This window comes from Pseudoalteromonas sp. SR45-5 (assembly GCF_014163565.1).
Lineage (GTDB): Bacteria > Pseudomonadota > Gammaproteobacteria > Enterobacterales > Alteromonadaceae > Pseudoalteromonas > Pseudoalteromonas distincta.
Map to the genome: position 1 here is coordinate 1 of NZ_JACJDN010000366.1, position 4,049 is coordinate 4,049.

At 37.6% G+C, this 4,049-nt stretch carries 4 protein-coding genes; 3 read left to right on the plus strand and 1 reads right to left on the minus strand.

Going from position 1 to position 4,049, the window contains the following annotated elements; genetic code table 11:
• The first annotated feature begins 146 nt into the window (after positions 1–146).
• Genes H5072_RS13380 through H5072_RS13390 form a run of 3 tightly spaced genes read left to right on the plus strand, consistent with a single transcriptional unit; the run spans position 147 to position 3,476 of the window.
• Positions 147–1,409, plus strand: a complete 1,263-nt coding sequence (locus tag H5072_RS13380) for a hypothetical protein (RefSeq protein ID WP_182693797.1) — start codon at positions 147–149, stop codon at positions 1,407–1,409.
• 2 nt (positions 1,410–1,411) lie between these two features.
• Entirely contained in the window at positions 1,412–1,852 is a 441-nt protein-coding gene (locus tag H5072_RS13385) for a hypothetical protein (protein ID WP_182693798.1), read from the plus strand.
• On the plus strand, positions 1,845–3,476 hold the full coding sequence (locus tag H5072_RS13390; protein ID WP_182693799.1) for a sensor domain-containing diguanylate cyclase: 1,632 nt from the start codon (positions 1,845–1,847) through the stop codon (positions 3,474–3,476). Before H5072_RS13385 ends, H5072_RS13390 begins: the two co-directional genes overlap by 8 nt.
• Before the next feature lie 31 nt (positions 3,477–3,507).
• On the opposite strand, the gene H5072_RS13395 is transcribed toward H5072_RS13390, so the two are convergent.
• Positions 3,508–3,930, minus strand: a complete 423-nt coding sequence (locus tag H5072_RS13395; RefSeq protein ID WP_182693800.1) for a hypothetical protein — start codon at positions 3,928–3,930, stop codon at positions 3,508–3,510.
• Positions 3,931–4,049: the final 119 nt, after the last annotated feature.

Here is a 4,049-nt window from a genome sequence, read left to right on the forward strand (position 1 = left end):
CCAGTACTTCGCTTAACAAAGTACAAAATTTAGGAGGATGTCATGTTTTTTTGTATTTAATTGATAAGCCACTGTAATGCTTAAGTTGGTAATTTAATAAATTGTGCTATCTTTTTACTATCTACATTATAAAAATACGAGCTAACATGTTGTTCCGAGGTACAATTGCCATAGCAATATTGGCAATTTCTGCTGCTAATAAAACCTATGCAAACGACATAGACGTGCAATTTAGTGGTTTTGCATCCTTAACACTCAGCTACACGGACGATTCAGATATTGGCTTTGCATCGAGTTATTCAAATGTCAACGAATCTGGTTTTTCAGCAACGCGAGATTCAATTTTAGGTGGGCAGGCTAATATATCACTCTCAAAAAATTGGGACTCTGTGTTTCAAGTAGTTATTCAAGATCATGCCTTTAAAAGCTTTGATAATTTTTTAGAGCTCGCCTTTGTGCGCTATCGCCCTACCCGTCATTGGGCTATTCGTGCAGGCAGGTTAAATAGCGATCTTTACTTACTATCGGAATACCCTTACGTAGGATATGCCTATTTATGGGTGCGCCCGCCTCATTCGTACTACTCGTTTGCAAACATTGCAGGAAATTTTGATGGTGTAGATGTGGAATACAGCAAAGCCATTAACGATGGCTTCTTACGCTTAAAACTCGCTTATGGTAGCTCCACAGCAAAGATACAAGCCTATAATGACGACTTTTTTATTGATTTTGATAACTTAACAACCCTTAGTGCAACATACTCTTTAGATGCATGGACTATGCGTTTTTCATTATCAAGGTCAAACTTTGGCGATTATAAACTAACCGCGTTGGACGAATTTATAACCGCACTCGATTTAGTACCACAAAGTATATGGCCGCAAGCACAAAGTATATCTAACAAATTTAACACCAAAGGCAACAGCATAGAATACGCAGCCTTTGGCGTTACTTACGATAATAATAATTGGCTTATTCAATCTGAGTTAGGTATTTCAGAATCCGATTGGATAATAGCTCCATCTGTATTTAGCACTTATATTAGTGCGGGTTACAGAGTAGATGATGCAATATTTTACACAGGCTTTACGGCAGCTAAAAATCGCCATGATGTAGTTGAAGTAAACAGCCCTATTTTTCCACCAGGTACTCCTGAGCAGTTTTCAGTACCCATACAACAACTCGCGGTTGCCACTCAATCTTCAGTTCAAATTACAAATGTTCACCAGCACTCTATTAACGTAGGCGTAAAATGGCATTTTTCGGATCGTTTAGTATTTAAAGCGCAGTTAGACCGCTTTGATATAAAGCCTCAAGGTGCGGGGCTATGGAGCCTTAGTAATCCTGCTGATGCAAATAAAAGCAACAAAGTACATATACTCAGTTTAAATGCTAGTATGGTGTTTTAGTTATGATAAGCGCTCGTAATCTAGGTCTTAATGTAATGCTCCCCTTATGCCTGCTTTTTGTGAGCTTTTATGCTAAATCTACAGAGTTTGTTGTAGTGGTAAATAAAAGCAACGCAATTAACGCATTATCAAAACGGGAAATAATTGATATTTACATGGGTAGGTATTTAACTTTTCCTGATGGTGAAACGTCAAAGCCACTCGATTTGCCCGCCCAATCAGCATTAAAAAACGATTTTTACTTAAAACTGGTCAATAAAGACGAGCAAAAAATAAATGCGTATTGGGCCAGGTTGTTATTTTCAGGGCGCGCAAAGCCACCCACGCCTTCAACATCGGTAGAAGATGCAATAAATAAAATTGCAGCATCACAATTTGCTATTGGCTACATTCCGCTATCGCAAGTTACAGATGCAGTAAAAGTGGTATACACATTTGATTAAAATTATTAGCCAAAAACTCTACATACGCGTCGCTATATCAATTGCGTTAGTTGCTATTGTTGTGTCTTTAGTCTCGTCTATGCTCTCTTATTACTCAGGCTTTAAAGAGAAAAAAAACACAAATTACCTACTTGTTCAACAGTTAGCGCAAACAATGGAAAAAACAGCCGCTATTGCCGCTTACTTAAATGACAAAGAATTAAGCCAAGAAATTATTAACGGCCTACTCAGTAACGACTTAGTGCAAGGCGCAAGCCTAGAAGGAGAAGTAAACCCTAAAGGAGAGATGGATTTATTTATTGCAAAAGGCTCTACTAACAAAAAAAATGAAGCTGTTTTAATTAAATTAGTTCACCCTTTTATAGAAGACACTTTTATAGGTGTACTTGCCATATACCCTGACGATAACTTTATTGAACAACAAGCACAGTCAGCGCTTATAAAAGAATTTATCTTAATGCTGATTCAATCCATTGTTATCGCATTTTTTGTATCGCTGGTAGTTCAGCGCTGGCTTACACAACCAATTCAAAACCTAACCGACAGCTTTGCTAAAATAAATCCAAGCGAGCCAGAAACCCTTAAAATGCTAACCTTCAAGCAAGGCAAGCGGGACGAAATAAGCCGTTTAACCCAAGGTATAAATGCCTTAATGCACGAGCTACATTTAACTATTAGTAATGAGCAAACACTGCGTAAAAAAACTCAAGAGCTAGAAGCTAAATTTAGACTTATTTTTGAACAAGCCAGCGCAGGTATTTGTTTACTCGATGACAAAAACATTATCACCACCTTTAACCCTGCATTTAAGCATTACTTTACCGTACCCGGCGAAGAAGAATTACCAACCTTGCATTTTCCTGAGTTACTTAGCAATGTAGACGAATTACAAAGCCTACTGGCAGATATTCGCTCTGCTAAAAACCCACCACAAACCACCTTAGATGTAGAGTGTAAAGTTGGCTATAAAACGGTATGGTTTCATTGTTTATTTGTAAGGTTAACAGACCAAAGAGATACCAAACGAAACCCCAAACAAGAGCAGCTAGTAGAAGTAATTTTACACGATGTAACCGAGCGCGCAGAACGCGAACAGCAAACCCGCTTTGAAGCCGATCACGACCCACTCACTGGCTTATTAAACCGACGCGCCGGTGAAAAACGCCTTAAAAAAGCACTACGTGAATGTATTAAACATAATGAACATTTAGTGCTTATGATGATTGATTTAGATAAGTTTAAACCCATTAACGACACCTACGGACACGAAGCCGGCGACAAAGTGCTAATTGAAATAGCGCACAGATTTAAAACACTTTTTCACGAAAAAAACGATATGTGTATCCGCCTAGGCGGTGACGAATTTATTGTTGCAAGGCAAGTTAATACCTACAACAAAGCAACAACGCGTGAGCAATCCATCGCTTTGTTAAACGAGTTACAACAAGACATTTATATTTCACAAAATAAAACATGCGCCGTAGGTGCAAGCATAGGAATTGCAATAGCCCCATATGATGGCAATGAACTACATCAATTAATGCACAACGGTGATAAAACTCTTTATCACGTAAAAGAAACAGGCCGAGGGAAAGTTGCCTTTTATGACGATATAAAAAATTAGATGGCGTGAATTAGTAACTACATAGTAAATGCTATAATGTTTTTATGGCTTTCAAATAGTCTTTATTATAAAAGTACGCTGCTAAACCAAAGTAAATAACAGGACCAAAATAAGCGATTGGGAAGTGAGCATAAATACTAAGATAGATAATCGATAAAATAAAAAACAGACTCATGCTAAAGCAAACCACTGCCAAAAGCCTGCCTAACCAACATATAGATTGGGCTGCAATATTTAAAACAAACAAGCTAATAGCACCAAGTATTACATACACTAAAGTGTTTAAATCTTCCCCATGCGCTAAACCATCTTCGGTATAGTACATCATGTAATGAGCAAGCGGAGTCAGTGCTAATAAAGCCCAGAAACCATAACTGCTCCAAGTTGATGAGACAAAATAGTTACTACCAATGTCAGGCGCAGGAAACGATGCTTTATATCTATTTTGGTTCATGTGGATTCCAGTTAAGCCGTTTTATATAAGTCGATAGCTAGGCTTTTATTTAAAACACAAAAGGCCAATAGACAATAAAAACTGTCCGTATTATTGATTTTTATAAAAAAATTACAACT